Raw genomic sequence first — 17,330 nt, forward strand, 5'->3', positions numbered from 1 at the left:
TTCTATAAAGTTGTATAATTCCAACTGCCGTTTTCAGGTTCACATACCTGTACCATATTTGGATCTGAAAGGTTAATTTGTATAATATTTGGACTGGTTATAGGTTGTAAATCTTCTCGATTTACAATAAACTTGAATGCTTCAAAGCTTGCTAGAATCCCAACAATATTTGCAACAGGAGATAGTACAGCCCATGGGCGATCTTTTTTCACATAGCTATTCGCCCACTGTTCATCTGCACCATGTTTGATAGAATACAGAGCACGTCCATCTTTTAAACTATGAATTCTATTTTGCATTTCAGGCGTCAGTTCTTGTTGATAAGACGGATATCCTAATGCAATTTCATAAGGGACAGATTCAGGAGTTAATGACATTACCCCACCTCTAAAAGGAGGAGTAACAGCAATCCAGATAGAAGGAATTCCTAAAGCTTGAGCCGTACGGTGAATAATAACTCTTGCGACCAAATTATCAGTAGCATCTATAATGATATCTGTATTTGCTAGCAGATCTTTTGCGTTATTTTCTGTAACAAACTCTTGTGTGATCTTTACTTGTAGTAAAGGATTAATGTCTTTTAAGGTTTCTAGAGCCACAAGTGCCTTTGACTTCCCTAAATTACTTATAGAGCTAAGCATTTGTCGATTAATATTACTCGCTTCAAAAACATCCTGATCAATCACATGAAGATTTCCTATCCCCATTCGTGCCAACTGGATAAGTGTAATCCCCCCTACTCCTCCAGCCCCCACTACAGTAACACGAGCATTCTTTAATTTCTTCTGTTCTTCTATAGAAATCACACCAATATTTCGTGTAAAGCTCTCTTCATATATATTTTGTGTATTTAAATTTTCATTGAACAAATTTGCTTCCCCCTTATAATGTTGCATAATCCCAACCGTTTTCTGGTGCGTCTTTTACCTGGACAGGAGTGAGACTATCTACATCTATAACTATGCCCTTTGGTGCTCTAGCTAAAGGTTCACGACCTGTTAGCACTTGAATTGCTTCATGAAAACTAAAAAGTGATAAAAGATGAGCACGCATAGGGGTAATAATCCATCCTACTTTTCCGTCGCAAAAATCTTGTGCCCAATCTTCTGGTGCTCCTTTTTCGACTGAATACCATGCTCTTTTTTTCTTGACATCAGCAATTTGTTGCCTTAGTTTAGGATCTGTTAATTTTGAACCTACAATCGACACATTCAATGCCTCCTCATAAGGAATTCCAGTTGGATAGAATGTAGAAACAAATCCTCTTGTAGGTGGACTACCTGACATCCCTACACTCGGTATACCTAATTCCCTAGCTGTTCTATGTATAATTACCCTGGAAGGCATATCATCGACAGCTTCTACCACAATATCGTGTCCTTTTATCAGTTCCATTACATTGTCTTCATCTACTTTTTCTTGTAAGAAGTTTGTTGAAATATATGGATGTATATCTTTTACTACCTGTTCTGCAACTTTTGCTTTTGGTGTTCCCACCACACTAGAAAGGGCTAACATTTGTCTGTTTATATTAGATATTTCAAATTCATCTGGATCGACCCCTGTAATATGCCCAATCCCCATCCTAGAAAAGAGGATTGCTTCGTAACCTCCTACTCCCCCTAACCCAAAGATAATTACTCTTTTATTCCTAAGACATTCTTGTTCCGCTTTTGAATAAACACCAATATTCTTTTTTACCATTTCCCAGTAATAGGAATCCATATCCATTTCAAAACCTCCTGTATATGTAATAATTATTTTGAAAAAAACTAGCTATATAAAATAATCATTACATATAACAATAAGATTGAAATATGTTATTTTTGTGAGTTATCTGTAAAAAGAAATGAAATTTTCAAGTTATTTATCTTTTGGGTTCTAATGTTTGAGATAAAAGACTTTGAATCTCTTGAGCAAATAGTTGTAATTCATCAGATACAGAATTAGACATACAAAAACGCTATCCTTCCCTATTGCCATTGCACCGTTAGATTGTAAATAGTACCAACTTCTATTTTTTGTAACCAATTTGTTTTCATTGATCCATTTGCATTTAAGTAGTACCAATTTTTATTTTCTTTCAACCATCCAGTAGACATAGCGCCGTTATTATCAAATTAATACATTTTTCCATTCATAGTATTAAATTTTGTAGCCTTGGGACCTTTTTCATAAGAGTAGTACCATTTTCCATTGATATTTTCCAATCTTTAACCATCGTTCCATCTTCGTTACATTGTAGATATCATTACACATCTAGTAGCTTAAGAAATTAATTGTCCCAAAAATGAAAAATATAAGTCAAATTCTCATTAATAACTGTAAAAAGATAGGGTTTTCGTTATTAAAACTTTTTAATAGAACCTGTTAACCTTCGAAAATCATCGATGCCATCTTTTGTTTTTTAATAATTCTGATATATTGTAGACGAATTTCGACAATATATGCTATATTTTACCCAGGTATCAAATGGTTAGAATATTTAAATAAATTTTGTAGTAACTATAATATTTGTTTGAAATTTATATCATCTTGATGCTGTTTGTGAAGTAGCTCTATATTCAACTAGAGAGGAGGAAATGTAAAAAGGTATAAGAATGATTAACCATTATGAATATGCATTACATCTTTTCTAAAGGCTACTGTGTAGGAAATGGTGCCCCTATTTATCGATCAATATCAATGGTTAATTAAAGCGATGACTTCATTACTTATAGGTTTTTAATAAATTAATATAATAATAATATGCTAAATAGCTCTTAATCTACTTGTAATGGATTATTTTTAATTTAGCCCTTATAGTATTACCTTATTGAATAAAACCTCTTATGAAAGAATCTGAAAGGTCGTTTTTAAGTTATAAAAACTAATTTTCAGATTTTTTGTAAATAAAAAGAAAAAGGGTCCGTTTTATGGGCCCTTTTTTCTTTTATTATTTTAACTTAATGTAATCTGTGTTGTCCTGTTAATTGTTCTTCAGCCATTCGAACTAAGCGTTTTGTAATTTCTCCACCGACAGTGCCATTTGCACGTGAGGATGTATCAGGTCCTAATGTGACTCCTAATTCATGAGCAATTTCATACTTCATTTGTTCAATAGCACTTGCAGCAGCAGAAATAAGAATTTCATTTGTATTACTTACATGTCTTTGAATATTCATAATTGCACCTCCACTATATTTGTATATAACATGTGCTTAATTATGATATTTATACGTAAGTAAACTATTTTCTTTTAATATTTTTAAGATAACTCTTTTTCTTTCTCTCTTTCCCATATTCAACTAACTGAATTTGAAGCACATCTGAATCCTGAATTCCTAATACATTCATTTCTTCTCTAATTGAACGCCAGGACCTCTACCTTTATTGATTTTTCTTAGCCAGTTCTTAGTATGTAGATGCGCCCTACACCCTAACGGAGTAAGCTGAGATTGTTAGCATGCTTACTTCGTTGGGATCTGTCGCAAGATAAATCATTAAAAATAGAAAAGCGAGTGCCCCTATCGTACTAACATTTTCGAAAATCATCTACTTTATAATTAATACTTCACTATTTTTCTCCGTCACATAGGTTATTTACTTCCAATTTATAAAAATCTATTACTCTACATCGTTACTTTTTCTTTTCTTCATCATAACTATTAGTATTACTGCCAAGATAGCAATTAGAAACACACAAACCCCTATAATAATGTATAGCTTCGTATTATTATCTTTTAATTCAACTGCATCTTTATTTAAGGACTTAGATTCTTTTCCCTTAATTTCGAAATCTTTTTCAAAATCCCAAGTGCGGTCCATCTTATCCTTCGCAGCTAACTTTAAATGATATTTCCCTGGCTTTAGTTCTTGGTTATCCCAATTAATTGCAAAGTCAAAGTTAGAATTCGGTGCCATCGACATACTGTCTTTTTTCGTTTCATGAAGTACATCATTGGACCCTTTCTTATAAACTTTTGCATCTACACTTAATCCACTAACAATTACCGCTTCTGTATTTTGTAAGTTTGCCGTTACTACAGTACGGTAGTTTTCTAAATTAGGTTTAACTTCATTTAATTGCAACTTAGGCTCTACTTCATTTGAAGTTTCTGTAAGCTTTACTCCAATAACATATGAAAAATCATTTTTAATTTGAACAGATTTTTCTTTTTCTTTATCTGCATTATCTGCTTGCTTATGAATATAAAAACCACCTAAAATGATCCCATCATAACTTTCTTCTGGCATTTGAATTGTAAATTCTACTTTTTTCTCTTCATTTGGTTGCAAAGTATGCTTTGTTTCACCAGTAATTAACTCTTCAAATGAATATTTCATACTACTATCTTTTTTCTCAAGTTTTTTACTATAATCAATAACTCCATTTCGATTCGTATCAGCCGTATGAGGTTCTATAGTAAAAGTGGATGCTTTATCAGAATGATTTCTTAATGTCAATGAAATCGTCTGTTTTTGTCCTGGTTCCATTTTCAAATCAAAATATGTTAAATTTTTATCTATTTGATTCTCTGGAATATTCGCCTCGATTGAATATTTCATATCAGCTGCTTCGACATTTATTCCAAATAAACCTAATATACATACAGTAAAGAGTAATATTTTTTTAATTTTATTCATCTTTTTATCCTTTCTAAAAACGAGAATGGACAACCATCACGAAGCTTTCACTTGTATTGGTTGTCCCATTTCTTTATTTATTATTTAGGTGCGTCAGCAAGTTCCCAATTGATAGTAGCAGTATAATCTACCCCTGCATCAGCAGAACCTTCTAATACCTTCAATTGGATTTTATCGTTATTTCCAGCTTCTCCAGAAAATACATCAATCCAAGTACCACGCCCAGCGTCTACTCCTGCATCCATTAAGACTTTTGCATCGCTGTTATTAAAAGTCACATCATGATGAACAGCTTCTTTTGAAACATTATTTGGTTTTGTTTTTACTTCACCATTTTTGAAGCTCAATTCTGCACCTTTTAATACTTTTGAGCCATCTTCATTCTTAAATTCGCTTGCTGTTGCTGATAATGTCCATCCAGCGCCTGTCCCACGGTTATCTGAAACTTGCACGAAAGGATTTTCGTTTTGTGCATTATAAACTTGTGTACCTGAAGTAATCTCATGCTCACCAAACTCAATGTTTGAAACATAGTCAATTGATAACGGGCCTTCATTACCTGTACCAGGATTTTCTGGATCCGTTGGATCTACTGGATTTGGTGGATTCGGGTTACTTGGATCTGTTGGGTCTACTGGATTTGTTGGATTTGTATTTGCTTTAAAAATAATATGGTTTTTTGACTCTGCCGTACTTGCTGTATCTGCATGTGCAGTTGTGCCAAGTGCTAATGCACTTGAACCTAATAGAGTAGCAATTGCTGCTAGTTTCATTGTTTTCATAACGATTCTCTCCCTTATTATTTTATTCTTGTGGAGCGTTTGATAACGTCCATGTTAACTCTGATTCATAGCTACCAGCATAATTTCCAGATGGAATTTCTAATGTCGTATTCTCTCTAGCAAACTGATCAGCCCATGTTCCTAGACCTTGGCCTTTTTCTGCTACCATTACTACATTCGATTCAGCGTTTACAACCACTGATTTTGTACTTGGTGCATTATCATTGTTATTAACATTATTTGTCAATAGATTACCTGCTGGTAAAGTTAATTTAGCTCCTGCTAATGTATGTCCTTCTGCAGACTTAAATTCTTGTGTTTGTGCCACAGTTAAAGTCCATCCATCACCCGTTCCGCGTTTATCTGTTACCTGGACGTTTGGATCTTTATCACTATCTTGCTTTGCTGTTAATGTTACAGATCCTGATTGAAGTTGAAAACTTCCAAAATCTAAGCTAGAAACATGATCAATTGTTAAGTTCCCAATTTGTCCCGTTGGTGGATCTGTTGGATCGATAGGATCTACCGGAGTTGTTGTATCTCCCGGTGTAATTTCTACCGTCGCCTGTGATTTCGCCGGGCCTTGTTCTTCTGCTGATACTTCTGTTGCAGATGCTACTCCTACACCTACAAATGTAGCGATTACAGCGGGTACGATTTTATAAAATCTCATTTCTATTCCCCCTATTGCAGTTTTATTTTAAGTTTTCTATTTTTTATGCTTGAGGTGCGTCTAATAAAGTCCAAGTTAAAGTAGAAACATATTCTCCAGCATAGTTACCACCAGGTACAGTGATTTTCACTTGATCTTGAGCAAATGAATCAACCCATGTCCCCATACCTTTGTGTTGTTCGGAAGTCATGATCGTTTGTGTTGTCGGAGAGTCTGTATCTAATGCTACCGCTTTTGGTGTCGGTTGCCCAGATACGTTGCCTGATGTAGTTTTCATTGTTCCCTCTGGTAAACTAACTACAGCACCTTTTAATATTTTCGTATCATCGTTAATATCTTTGAAAGATGTTGACGTTACTTGTAATGTCCATCCTTGACCTTCACCACGATTATCCGTTACTTGGACGTTTGGTGATATACTAGTTGTCGTATATTCTACTTTTCCGCCATTTAACTCATGCTCGCCAAACTCTAAAGGAGTAACGTTATCAATTGTTAACGGTCCTACGTTTCCAGTTTCTCCGCCTGGTTCACTTGGCTCAAGTGGATCTGTAGGGTCTGTAGGATTGTCAGCAGGATTCAATTTCACGTGTGCTCCTGAAGTAGCACCTTTTCCATCCTCAGAACCCACTACTGTCTTCCAATCTTCTGCTGCGAATGTGGGCATAGAAGTTGAAAATAGAGTTGCAGTTGTAAGAACGCCTGCTAATAATAGTTTTTTATTCATATTGATTCCCTCTCTCTTCTACATTTTTCATATTAGATTTCATTACTAACAAACTAGCTAATCCTATTAAACCAATTCCTATTACATAATAAGGAGTGGAGGCCATCCCACCAGTTTGTGGAAGGTTTATTTCACCGCCCGATTGGGAAGGGTTCTTTTCATTAGGATCAGTGGAACTATCATTTCCTTCAACAAACCTTATACCAGCAGTGCTTGTAGCCTGATCTGCCAAGACCTTATCATATGGAGCAGAAAAAGTAACGATCCCTACTAAAGTAATCATGCTTACTATTAGCCTCTTCATACCTACCCTCCAATATATCTAGATATTAATATTAATAGATGAATCAACGAAGTATTAATTAAGGCGCATCCTCTAAAGTCCATGTTAATTCACCAGCATATGAACCTATATGCGCTGATGGATCTACCTTTAGTAATAGCCCTTCATCATTTTTCCAATTTAGATTAATATCTGAATAGTCTTCTGGGGATTCACCAGTCTCCACAATAACGGAAGTATTTAATAATAGTTCTTCTGTTTCTCCATTAGACTTTTTAAAGAATAAGCCTTCTAATGTATGGTTTTCTTTTGAAACAAGAGGTTTTGTAAGTTCCGCTTTTAGCTTCCACTTACTTCCTTTCCCTTTACTGTTAATAATATGAATTGGATACTCTGTTGTTCGTTCGCTAATCTTTGGCGTGGAACCAATTTGTGTCGTGACAAACTCTAAATCCTTCATGTCATCAGCAAAAGTTAATCGTTTTATTACATGTAAAGTAAATTTGCTAATATTAGATTGTAAACCATCTTCATCAATAGCATAAACTGAAATCGTATGAGGCCCCTCATTCACATTCGAAGTAGGGATTTCTCCTGCAAAATTAATTGCTTCTCCCGGGTTACTATTAGTAACTTTCGAAAAAGCAACCTGCTCGTTATCGTCGATTACGTAATAGAGAGTCAATTCTTTATCAGCACCATCCAAATCACTCACAGTACCAGAGAAATTAAAGCTTTTACCATAATCTATCTCTTCCTCTTTATTTTCCTCATTTAGAGTTAATGTTGGAGGACTGGATATAGATATTTCTAAGCTTTTCACTTCTGAATTAGCACCTTTTTCATCTGTTGCATAAACTTCTAAGTGGTTTACTCCTAATTGTAATTTGTCCTTTGGAATCGTATATTTCCAATCTTGGAAAGTGTTTTCCTGTTCTGATTGAAGCTGATTTTGACCAATTACTTCACCATTTAACTTATATGTAATTGTGACTTTTGTACCATCTTCATCCTTCCATTTCCCACTTACTTCAACATCTTGACCCATAGGTACTTTTAATGTTTCGTTTTCCTGATTCAAACTTATTTCGGGCGCCTTATTTGCACTAATTGTATAATTTAATTCTGCAGTTTTTGTATGGTAGTTGTCTCCATAAAAATTACTATGCTCACTTACCACTGTATCCTGTCCAACTTTATTTGTTTTTACATCAAACAGAATCGTTTGCTTTGAATTATTTAAATCCATATCTGAGATGGGTGCGTTTAACATACCATCCTTCCAATAGGAATCATCCAAAGGAGTCTCTTTACCTAATGCGTCTTTCAATCTTAGGCTTCCAGGAACGTAACTCACATTGCTATCAATCGTACTTGATACATTAATGTTTTTCCAAGCTTGTTTACCACCAATATAATTCGCTTCCAGGCTATACGTTAACTTTGTACCACTAGCAACTTTTGTGCCTACTACACTTTCATTAGTCGTAATATCTAGAATGTCTTCTTTTACCTCAGCCTCAACAAGCCCTGGTACCTTATCGAATACGATTCGATTCATTTCAAAGCTTCCACCTGTAGAACCGGTAAAGCCCCAATACACTTCTGTTGTCCCAAAGACATCATTCACATTAATAGGAACCGAAACGCTTTTTAATCCTTGGAGTTGATACGTTAATATACTCTGCTTGCTATCCCACCTAACCGTAAAATAGCGCCAAGTATCATTAGATAATAGACCTGGAAACTGAAGATCATTATGAATCATTCTTCGGTCTTTAAAGATTAATCCCGAATCATCATATGTATCTTTTTTCCCCGGATAGTTCCATGCGATATGATTCTGCTTTGGAACCCCTCTATCAAAATCTTTGTTAAAGTAGGTATCAAATTCGACTGCAAAAGAATTCATAATTGCCAAGCCGAATTCTTTAGGCTTTGTAGAATCCCATACACCTATCCTAGCACCTTCCCCAGTTCTAAAAGCATTGTTTCCATTTTTGTCGTTATGCATGACAAATGCCATTCCATCAGCAGCATCTTCACCAGAATCACCAAAATAGATATACATTGCTGCTTCAAAGTCTTTTGTTAAATCCATTTTATTTTCGTCTGTTGACCAAACCGCTCCACTCTGATCCTTGACACTGTCTGTTAACTGAACGATATCGAACTTATCATTTTGTATAAGTATACTGTTGGACCCTGAAGGAACAGTAAAAATATTATCCAGTTTGATAGCACTCGGTGGAGAATCTTGGTTTTCAGCTGCAAAAACTGAAATATGATTTGATAATAAGAACAATGCTCCTAAAATGCATGCAAAAGAAGACTTTGTTATTACCTTTTTCATTCCTCACTTTCCCCCTTTCTGTTTGAAGTTAATACGCCGACATAAATATGTTTGCATGATTTATAAACTTAAAATGATAGAAAAATTCTTTTAAAGGCGAAAAAATTTAGGTCAATATTAATTGTGATATATATAAATTTAATGAAATTAATAGAATTATTATATTTTTTCATTTTTTGTTTTTTGTTTTTCGTATAGCCCTCTCTACAGTAGGTTAGGGGCTTTTTATATTATAAGGAGCGATTTGGTTGACTAGTTAATATGTATAATTCCCTCTATTGAACTTGATAAATCTTAATATTTGTTTGTATATTTATTTTGTAAGATTTTTAAACCCAATCTAAATTTTTGCGAAATAGAGTGAGAAATTCATAATTGTAGCAAAAATCTCGGAATCCATAAAAATAATGATGATTTACACCAGTTCTTATCTAATTTTTTACAAATATTGAGTATCGCATCAGATTTAATATAGGCAGTATAAATTAAAATAATACTATCTATGCTGTGATAAATATTATGCTTTTTTAATAAATTAATACAATAATCGCAAATTATTGTATATTTACACTGATTAAATATAAAGGAAACCTATTTTTCATCTAAAGCTTATAGCATACATACTACTGATTTTAAGAATCCATACACATAGTACAAAGGCATTTCAATTGGAAACCTCATATAAAATAGTAGAACTAATCGACATATTTAAATTTTTTCCTTATAAGATGCAATTTCTTATAATTTCAAACAGCATGTTAATGAGAGAATGATAGTAATTATCTAAGTTAGATAACATATTTTACAATGTTCATATCTACCATTTTATATAACGCAAGAATTCTAAGAGAAATTATACTAGTACAAAGCGAAAAAAGGAGGTATTTGTTATTTATCCTCTTTATATTATGGTGTTTCAAGATCAGATTATATAGTTGATTTTGATCTATTAAACTCTATATTTTTTACAGCATTGGTTATATAGATTTAGACTTAACTATTTCTCTATTTTTCATTTAGGGCGAGTTTCTTCCATTAATCCTGTTTCTTATATCGGGATTCAAACCAAAGATAACTTTTTGGCCTATTAATAAATTTCCTGATAGAGCACCAATCCCAAATAACACTAACAGTTTTTATGAATAAAACCCTATTTAATTATGTAAAAAGCACATAATTAAATAGGGTTTTAAATGTTTTAAATTCACATTAACAGATCTGCAAACGAGGTGCCCACATTGTTTTTCCGCTTCATGTGCTTTTCTAAATAAATCTTTGTCGTTTGAATGTTTTCATGCCCCAGTGTTTGCATTAAATGATACAAATCAGCATTTCCTTGTTCAACTGCCATGATTGCAAACGCATGACGGAATGTATGTGCTGTTACTGGATTCTCACGATACTGTAGAAATTCTAAGTTCGTCTTTTTTATCATATCTGTTACCTGATTAGATAGTGTTTTAGAGTTATAAGCATTTCCCCTTTGATTTATAAATAACGGACTCTCATCCCCTTTTTCCAATACCGTTTGGAAACCCCTTCTTCTTCTCACTTCACAAATACATTGATATAAATGTTCTGAAACGAAAAGTTCACGTACTTTGTCCCCTTTTCCTCTAACTTTTAACCAGTGCTTTCCGTCATAATGTAAGTCTTTCACTCTCGCGCTGCACAATTCTTGAATTCTTGCACCAGTACTTGCTAGAGCTAGTAAGATTGTATAGTTTACTAAATGCCCTTGTTCTTTATAAAACCTTAAAATTTTCATCACTTCATCATAAGATAAGTCCCGATTTGGCCGATCCTGTTCATTTACATTAGCGCGCTGCAGTTCTTCATGAACAGGTCTTTCAATATAAGCAAATACATGAAGATGTTTTAGAAAAGAACGTATAAGTACTGATTTTTTTGCAAGTGTTGCGACTGCGTACGTATCTCCATTTCTCCCGTTCTCTACCTGCTTCAACCAAGCATTATATTTACGAATATGCCAAGGCTTTAATGTTTTTAATAACGAATCATTTTGCTGTACCTCTTCCCCATTCAATTCGAATTCTTCTGCATGCTGCACCATGCACTGACAAAATGACAAGATTTCAGATATATAACTCTTTTTCGTATCCTCTTTTCTATTCTTCTTCTCATCCATATCTTTTTGTAAATGTACGAAATGATAAATGACTTCCAGATCACTTAAATACGTATATTTACTCTTTCCCTCTTTTTCTGCAACCTCCATCTTTTCTTCCACCTTATCTACATAACGACTATCATGCAAGAATGGAACCATATCTCTTATGTTTTCTACATATGTATCTATATTTTCACTTTTATTCTTTATTATAGGTAAGTTCTCTTTTTCATTTTGTTTATCCATAATTCGAATTCACCACTCCTATTGAAGATTATGAATATAATTCTCTTTATTATCCTTACTTATCATTTTATTTTACTTCTATACATTATACAAATGATAATTCATATTCTTTCTATAAGAATCGTATATTCTTCTCTATTTACCTATACTAATATTTTTTTATAAATTATTAATAAATAGATATCATTTAATAGTTAATACCTTAGATTTCAAAATAATTTTACAAAGAAGATAAATTTAAAATTAAATTAAGATATAAATCAAATCTAAAATTCTTTAAAATTATAATTATTTATAAGAACTTTAATAAATTTCATTTCTCATTTTAAATATATTTCATATTCTGATATTATATATACATATCTAAAACACTAGTAAACAATAGTTATGGAGGTGTCCTTTCATGACACAAGATTTATTGTTCATTACAAAACCTACTGTAACGACAAAAGAGGCAGCCGACTTATTAGGAGTAACGGTACAAACAATTTTAAAGAAAGAAAAAGATGGATTAATAGAATGTGTATATAAAGATAACTGGAAGCAATTCGGTAGTAAGATTTTTTATTTAGAGGATATTGAACGTTTAAAAAATAGCGAAGAGATTGAGGGTTATAGTACAAAAGAAGCAGCTGAGATTCTGAATGTAGCACCATCTACTGTCTTTACATATATCAAATCTGGAAAACTACCTGCTTCAAAGATTGAAAAACGTGGAAAAGAAGTATATATCATTGATAAAGATGACCTTGAAACTTTTCAACTTACTTATGAAAAAACTACATCAAAAGAGCGAAAAACATTCATTGCTAAGATTCAAGACGAAGATATATATTTATATCAATTATTAACACATCAACATACCGGAAAAATAGCGAGAGTAATAGAAATCAATGGAGCAGATGGCAAGATTCTTACAGAAGACGAAGAAATTTTCCCTCTATCCACTTATAAGGAACGCGATTACTCCTTTGAGCCTTTTAAGAAACAAGCGGTAATTACGAAACGTGGATATTTATCTTTTTCATTTAAAAAACCTCAGCTATTTCATTCCATCACTTATAATCTAATAAATTCATTTTATAAAGAGCTAGGTGTCACAAATATGCGATTGAGTGTTTCATCTGATACTATTAAATTAGAAATTAAACCTTTTGTATTACAAGTTGATCCATTGCAATTTCAAGAAGAGATTAAATACTTACATTCTCATATGAAATCCGGTACGATACTTCCACATGTTGAAGGAATTTATTTTAAAAGTAATGTAGAGCCATTAACTTTTCATGCAGATCATGAATTTAAGCAGAAAATAGTGCAAATGGCAGCGAGTTCAGGTATGGGACAGGAAGAATTCTTATTGCAAGCTGTAAAATCTTATATAAAAAATTTAGAACAACAGTAAATATTTATTAGTAATAAGAAGCGTGGAAAATAAATCTTTCCACGCTTTTTTAGATTTATAAATTTTAACTTAATAGCAATGTGTACAAAGACATGAAAGTAGGAATTAATCTTATAGTGTAAAAATAATCCTACGTTTGTTTATAAAAATCTATTCATTTAATAATATTTTTCACGTCTCCAATACGTATATCACCATCATGATGATACTCAATAACAAACCCCATATCTGGTGAATATATCCAGGTATCAAAACTAACAGCTGTAACATCATATATTACATTTAAAACTTGATGTAAATTTGTTTTAATTACTGGTACTCTGGCATTATCCCAAATAATATATACTGTCTGAGAATATGTTCCAAAAAAGTTCTGTAGATATAATTTTATTTCATCCTCATTATATAAATCACCATAGTTTTCAATGTTGGACCAATCTACTCTCCCCCATTGTGTAATAGGAAATGCATTTTCAAAGCTTTTTACTATCATTTTCCCTTGAGTATTTTCTAAAATTTCAATGTCTTCACCTAATGCCTCAATACACTCTTCCAACAATGTTGCCATTTTATTACCTCATTTATTTAGATATTTTAATAAAGATTTAAAGGTTTCTTCGTCTCCTTCAAAAGGAATTGCATATTTAATTGCTTTATCTTTTTTTCCATTTCTAAAATCTTCTACATTGATATGCATCCCTTTACTAGGATCATAATCTAATCGCCATCTCGCTTTATGATCAGCTGTCTCTCTGCCAACAATTTTACCATAACCAGCGCTTTTTTCCATTGTTCCTATAAATGGTTGTGAATCTGCCCCTAAATCCCCCAATAAGCTTAACGCTTTATTTCTTGCTTGTTCATATGTTTGAACCTTATCCAGAACAATCTCTCCAGAACGCCCACCTTTAGCAGCTGCTTCTAGTGCTTTTCCTTTCTTTTCAAGATCGCCAATCTTCCCTACAACTTTACCAACAACTCGTGTTGTACCACCAGATACGACGGCCAATGTGCCCCATCCATAATCTTCTGGACCGTATTTTCGACCTGTTACTAGGTCTTCACCTTTGATGAGTTGTCCAATCTCTTTTCCTGTTCCAATCCCTGGTGTGATATCTAAAATGAACGATAAATCTCCGTCATTCGCACTATTATATATACGAGATGGATTTCCACCTAAATCACGTAATGCATTACTCAAGTCAATATTCCCCACATTGTTGGCAGCTGCAGGGATATTATACTTATGTCGGACAACTTTAGAAGCTGTGTCCATAAACGCATTCCCAAAATCTAATCCTGTATTTACGTCCGTATAGATGCCTGGTACTCTTTCTTGAAATGCTTGTAAATCTTTTGCTATGACTGGAACATTTTTTCTTGTTACTTGTACAAGTTCCTCCATCCCAGGTTTCGCCGCATCTATAGAGTGTTTTAATCGAATCGTACTTGTTGCAATGTTTCCTAAATCCTCAAATGTACCATTGTCGTGTAATACTTGCTGAATACGCTTATGACTCTCTGCTAATTCATGAAACGCATCTGTAGTTTGTTTTAAATACACATTAAATTGATCTTGAAACTTGCCTACTCTTTGTATCTCTTCTCTAGTTACGTCATATATTTGATTGTTAAACTCCACCATTTGAGTAAGAGATTTTTCCACTTCCTCCATGAATCGAACCATTTCATGAGATCTTCTTAGAATTTGTTCTGAAAAATGATTTGCTCGTTCTTCTCCGTATATACCAGCTCTTTCAGCATCAGCCTGAAACATTTCTATCAGCTGTCGCATCTCTTCTTTTGTTAAACGGTCCCAATCATTTTTTAGTTTTTGCTGCAATACCTTCATTTTCTGATCGAATTCTAGTATTTGTTTTTTTTGTTCTTCTAGGTCACGTTTCGCATCTTCAGCGTCTTTTGCAACATTATTCCACAATTCAATCGAATCAATGGTACTATTTTCTAAGTCCTGTAGAGTTTTCAATGTATTATTGAGTAAAGGTTCGTCACTTTTGATATAGTTAAAAACACCTTCAAAAATTTTCAATTTACCGTCTAATAAAGATAACGGTGTCTTTGCTTCTTGGTCAAAAATAATGGCATCATGGATACGTACATACCCTTTCTCACCTTTATATTTTACTTCATACCAAGAACCAACTTTTCCTGTTACTTCTATTAATTCACCATTATTTACGTGCTTTGCTCGTAAAACTTTCTTTAAATCTGGTTCTGGATATACTTTTTTTACGAGAGATTCTAATGTGATCCAACCCTTTATCATTTCGCCATCTTTATTAAAAGAGAAAACCTTATCTTTATAAGTAAAATCTCCTGTTTGTAAGGCGCCACTTGGATGTAACAGATACCAATCATATTCTGATTTCATCCAACCACTTTTTGGTTCACTCTCATAACTAAAGTAGTACGGTTTTCCATCCACTTGTTGCATACCTCGCGATAGGATACCACTTTTATCAAAATAATGCATTTTCCCATCAATATATTGAATACCTTTTTGTAACGCACCAGATTTATTCGCATAATATTTTGCGCCACCTATATCAATCCAACCGGTTTGCATAAAACCATCAGGTCCAAAATAGTATTGTTTATTATCAATGGTCTGAAGTCCAGTTACATGACTTCCATTTTTTAAATAATACGTCCATTTCCCCTCTTCTTGCACCCATCCTTTTGCATTATCAAATAACAACATAGATTTTAATTGTTGGAAATCATAATACACGGTATTCACGTTCTCTGTTAGCTCATGAAGTTCTTTCTCCTGATTTTTAATTACATTTGGAGGAAAGTATTTTTCAGGATCTTTTTTATACTCTGTTAGTATAAATCGTGTAAGGCTTGTTCCTTCTTTTATAACATCCCAAGAACGCGTTGGATTTTCTCCTAGTACTACTGATTCGAAAATCCTTACATATCCTATGTCTCCTTGGTATTTTACCTGATACCAAATACCTTGTTTACCAATAACCTCTAGTATATCTCCGTCTTTTACTGGTTTTGACTCTAGTAAAAATTTTGTTTCTGGTTTAGGATACATTCTTTTAATTTTAGAACGTAATGTAATCCATCCTTTTTCCATTTCTCCGTACTTATTAATTTCAAATTGTTTCCCTTGATAAGTAATAGCTCCTGTTGCATATTTCCCATCACGTATATAACTCCAAGCTGTTCCAGAAAAACTCCATCCTGTTTGTAATTTTCCAGGTTCTTTATAATGAAGCCATTCGTTTCCGACTTGTTTTTTCCCTTCAAATAACCTACCATCTTTGAAGAATTCATATTCTATGCCATCTAATGTAAATGTTTCTGTTCTTTTGCTTCCATCTTTTTCGTAATAGTACCAATTCTCATTTTCTTTGACCCAGCCAACCGCTTCATTATTTTTAGTACCTGATACTGCCATAATTGCCTTATATAAGAACATAGAAAATTGCTCTCTAGTAACAATGCCATTTGGATTAAAATTGCCGTCACCTGTACCACTTGTTATGTTGTTACCGGCTAATATTTTGACATATTCGTTTGCCCAGTGACCTTTCATATCCGTAAATTCAACATTTCCTTGCGGTTTTAAATCAAATGTTTTGACAAGCACAGTTGCCATTTCGGCACGTGTCATATTATTTTTCGGATTGAATTTTTTTTCAGCATTTACACTGAAAATACCACGTGCTGTAAGAGCTAAAATTTCTTTTTTGAAATTGCTGTCGCCAATATCAACAAATGGATTATTTGTACTATCTTGCGGTTTTAAATATCGATACAAGAAAGCAGCGAGATGTTCGCGGGTAATAGGATCGGCTGCACCGAAATACCCATTTCCGTATCCCGTTATAATCTTATTTTCCGCCATATACATCATTTCTTTATACGCCCAATGGGTTTTAGGAACGTCAATAAAAGATAATGAATTCACTTGACCATTTTGTTCTGCATACGCTGTTCCTACTGTACTGAATAACAAAATACATACCATAAAACTTAAAAATAATTTCTTAATTGTATTCATAATAGCTCCTATTCAATTTTTAAAAATATAATTGCAAAATAAGTGATTCTGTCTAAACAATAATT

14 protein-coding genes are annotated in these 17,330 nt (G+C 33.3%); 1 reads left to right on the top strand and 13 read right to left on the bottom strand.

What is annotated here, in order from left to right:
* Window positions 1-2 precede the first annotated feature (2 nt).
* The 11 genes from AC2CGR_RS22675 to AC2CGR_RS22725 form a co-directional block, all read right to left on the bottom strand.
* A complete protein-coding gene (locus AC2CGR_RS22675; RefSeq protein WP_017658119.1) occupies window positions 3-869 on the bottom strand; it encodes a ThiF family adenylyltransferase in 867 nt (288 codons plus the stop codon).
* Between the two features lie 13 nt (window positions 870-882).
* Entirely contained in the window at window positions 883-1,731 is an 849-nt protein-coding gene (locus AC2CGR_RS22680; protein WP_484481187.1) for a HesA/MoeB/ThiF family protein, read from the bottom strand.
* A gap of 242 nt (window positions 1,732-1,973) precedes the next feature.
* Window positions 1,974-2,102, bottom strand: a complete 129-nt coding sequence (locus tag AC2CGR_RS22685) for a hypothetical protein (RefSeq protein ID WP_142326298.1) — start codon at window positions 2,100-2,102, stop codon at window positions 1,974-1,976.
* Window positions 2,103-2,945: 843 nt separating this feature from the next.
* Entirely contained in the window at window positions 2,946-3,164 is a 219-nt protein-coding gene (locus tag AC2CGR_RS22690) for an alpha/beta-type small acid-soluble spore protein (RefSeq protein WP_017658121.1), read from the bottom strand.
* A gap of 442 nt (window positions 3,165-3,606) precedes the next feature.
* Window positions 3,607-4,626 carry a WxLIP family cell surface protein gene (locus tag AC2CGR_RS22695; protein WP_484481188.1) on the bottom strand — a complete coding sequence of 340 codons (1,020 nt, stop codon included), beginning with the start codon at window positions 4,624-4,626 and terminating at the stop codon, window positions 3,607-3,609.
* An 80-nt stretch (window positions 4,627-4,706) separates the two neighbouring features.
* On the bottom strand, window positions 4,707-5,408 hold the full coding sequence (locus tag AC2CGR_RS22700) for a WxL domain-containing protein (protein WP_139889118.1): 702 nt from the start codon (window positions 5,406-5,408) through the stop codon (window positions 4,707-4,709).
* A gap of 22 nt (window positions 5,409-5,430) precedes the next feature.
* A complete protein-coding gene (locus AC2CGR_RS22705) occupies window positions 5,431-6,081 on the bottom strand; it encodes a WxL domain-containing protein (protein WP_139889119.1) in 651 nt (216 codons plus the stop codon).
* 43 nt (window positions 6,082-6,124) lie between these two features.
* Window positions 6,125-6,808 carry a WxL domain-containing protein gene (locus AC2CGR_RS22710; RefSeq protein ID WP_071680108.1) on the bottom strand — a complete coding sequence of 228 codons (684 nt, stop codon included), beginning with the start codon at window positions 6,806-6,808 and terminating at the stop codon, window positions 6,125-6,127.
* Window positions 6,801-7,112: an LPXTG cell wall anchor domain-containing protein gene (locus tag AC2CGR_RS22715; RefSeq protein ID WP_484481189.1), complete on the bottom strand. Its 312-nt coding sequence runs from the start codon at window positions 7,110-7,112 to the stop codon at window positions 6,801-6,803. Before AC2CGR_RS22715 ends, AC2CGR_RS22710 begins: the two co-directional genes overlap by 8 nt.
* 58 nt (window positions 7,113-7,170) lie before the next feature.
* On the bottom strand, window positions 7,171-9,444 hold the full coding sequence (locus AC2CGR_RS22720) for an L-type lectin-domain containing protein (protein WP_484481190.1): 2,274 nt from the start codon (window positions 9,442-9,444) through the stop codon (window positions 7,171-7,173).
* Window positions 9,445-10,648: 1,204 nt separating this feature from the next.
* Window positions 10,649-11,821: a tyrosine-type recombinase/integrase gene (locus tag AC2CGR_RS22725; protein ID WP_484481191.1), complete on the bottom strand. Its 1,173-nt coding sequence runs from the start codon at window positions 11,819-11,821 to the stop codon at window positions 10,649-10,651.
* 403 nt (window positions 11,822-12,224) lie between these two features.
* On the opposite strand from AC2CGR_RS22725, the gene AC2CGR_RS22730 reads away from it, so the two are divergent.
* Complete coding sequence (locus tag AC2CGR_RS22730) at window positions 12,225-13,226, top strand: helix-turn-helix domain-containing protein (RefSeq protein WP_484481192.1); 1,002 nt, start codon at window positions 12,225-12,227, stop codon at window positions 13,224-13,226.
* A gap of 154 nt (window positions 13,227-13,380) precedes the next feature.
* Here the strand turns inward: AC2CGR_RS22730 and AC2CGR_RS22735 are convergent, their stop codons facing one another.
* Both AC2CGR_RS22735 and AC2CGR_RS22740 read right to left on the bottom strand, forming a co-directional pair.
* Window positions 13,381-13,794 carry a CDI toxin immunity protein gene (locus AC2CGR_RS22735; RefSeq protein WP_088029226.1) on the bottom strand — a complete coding sequence of 138 codons (414 nt, stop codon included), beginning with the start codon at window positions 13,792-13,794 and terminating at the stop codon, window positions 13,381-13,383.
* Window positions 13,795-13,803: 9 nt separating this feature from the next.
* Window positions 13,804-17,265: an S-layer homology domain-containing protein gene (locus AC2CGR_RS22740; RefSeq protein WP_088029227.1), complete on the bottom strand. Its 3,462-nt coding sequence runs from the start codon at window positions 17,263-17,265 to the stop codon at window positions 13,804-13,806.
* Window positions 17,266-17,330 lie beyond the last annotated feature (65 nt).

Source organism: Bacillus sp. LSHTCR4, assembly GCF_057197025.1.